This window comes from Actinocorallia lasiicapitis (genome assembly GCF_054778695.1).
In genome coordinates this window covers 1-1,556 of sequence record NZ_BAAGZI010000689.1, presented here as the reverse complement: position 1 = coordinate 1,556, position 1,556 = coordinate 1, and the positions used below count along the sequence as shown (strand labels likewise).

The following is a 1,556-nucleotide window of genomic DNA, read 5'->3' as shown; positions in this document are numbered from 1 at the left end:
CGCGAGTCGGCGCGCGCACGGGTCGCGCCGCTGCTGGGGCTGCCGCGCGCCGCCGCGCAGGACTCCACCCGGATCGAGGAGATCACCGGGCTGGTCTCCGCCCGCAGCGGCCTCGACCGCGACACCGCCTGGTGGGCCCTGTACGGAGCCGACCCGGCCGACGACCAAGAACTGATGCGACTCTCCGAAACCCTCGACGAACTGGAGAGCCGCATCCTCTCCTTGAAGGAAAGGCGACCCTGATGAGCGAGACCATCGTCGACCCAGGCCTCGGCGACGCCCGTCGCTCACTGGCCGCGCTGCGCGGCGAGGTTTCCAAGGCCGTCGTCGGCCAGGACGCCGTGATCACCGGGCTGGTGATCGCGCTGCTCTGCCGGGGCCACGTGCTGCTGGAAGGCGTGCCCGGTGTCGCCAAGACCCTGCTGGTGCGGACCCTCGCGGCGGCGCTGGAGCTGGAGTTCAAGCGGGTGCAGTTCACGCCCGACCTGATGCCGGGCGACGTCACCGGATCACTGATCTACGACACCAAGACCTCGGAGTTCGAGTTCAGGCGCGGCCCCGTCTTCACCAACCTGCTGCTCGCCGACGAGATCAACCGGACCCCGCCGAAGACCCAGGCGTCGCTGCTGGAGGCCATGGAGGAGCGCCAGGTCTCGGTGGACGGCACGCCGTTCGCGCTGCCCGACCCGTTCGTGGTGTGCGCCACCCAGAACCCCATCGAGTACGAGGGCACCTACCCGCTGCCCGAGGCGCAGCTCGACCGGTTCCTGGTGAAGCTGACCGTCCCGCTGCCGACCCGCGAGGAGGAGATCGGCGTCGTCCAGCGGCACGCGCTCGGCTTCGACCCGCGCGACCTGTCGGACATCAACCCGGTCGCCTCGATCGCCGACCTGGACGCCGGCCGCACCGCGGTCCGCACCCTGCACGTCGACCCGAAGGTCATCGCCTACGTCGTCGACCTGTGCCGGGCCACCCGCGAATCGCCGTCGCTCCAGCTCGGCGCCTCGCCGCGAGGCGCGACGGCCCTGCTCAACACGGCCCGCGCCTGGGCCTGGCTGTCGGGCCGTGACTACGTCACCCCCGACGACGTCAAGGCGCTCGCCCGCCCCACCCTCCGCCACCGCATCCAGCTCCGCGCCGAGGCCGAACTGGAGGGCGCCACCCCCGACGGCGTCCTCGAAGGCGTCCTCACCACCGTCCCGACCCCCCGATGACGGCCCGGACGACCGCGGGGGAGCTCCGATGGCGTTGACGGGACGGGTGGCGCTGCTGGCACTGCTGGCGGCCGTGATCCCGGTCTTCGTGCCGCACGGCTGGGTGATCGGCGCGATCGGGGCCGTGCTGGCCGTGCTCGTCGCCGTGGACTTCGCGCTGGCCGGGAACGTGCGACGGCTGGTGCTGCACCGGGCGGGCGCGACCAGCGTCCGGCTGGGGGAGACGGCCTCGGTCTCGCTGATCGTGGAGAACCTCGGCACGCGGCGTGTGCGGGCCGTCGTCAGGGACGCCTGGACGCCCAGCGCCGGCGCCTCGCCGCGGACCGCCGATCTCTCGGTGCC

Annotated in this window: 1 protein-coding gene and 2 pseudogenes; all 3 read left to right on the top strand. The window is 72.8% G+C overall.

Going from position 1 to position 1,556, the window contains the following annotated elements; all coding sequences use genetic code 11:
- Nucleotides 1-243: pseudogene (locus ACYVE7_RS33800) on the top strand (DUF4350 domain-containing protein); the annotation flags it as partial.
- Nucleotides 243-1,214 (top strand): AAA family ATPase, encoded by a 972-nt coding sequence (locus ACYVE7_RS33795; protein WP_460370617.1) that lies wholly within the window; start codon nucleotides 243-245, stop codon nucleotides 1,212-1,214. The pseudogene ACYVE7_RS33800 and the gene ACYVE7_RS33795, both read left to right, overlap by 1 nt.
- Nucleotides 1,215-1,242: 28 nt before the next feature.
- Nucleotides 1,243-1,556: pseudogene (locus ACYVE7_RS33790) on the top strand (DUF58 domain-containing protein); the annotation flags it as partial.

Bases quoted from the DNA above. Each gene is read 5' to 3' on its own strand.
- ACYVE7_RS33795 (WP_460370617.1), top strand. From the start codon at position 243: ATGAGCGAGACCATCGTCGACCCAGGCCTCGGCGACGCCCGTCGCTCA.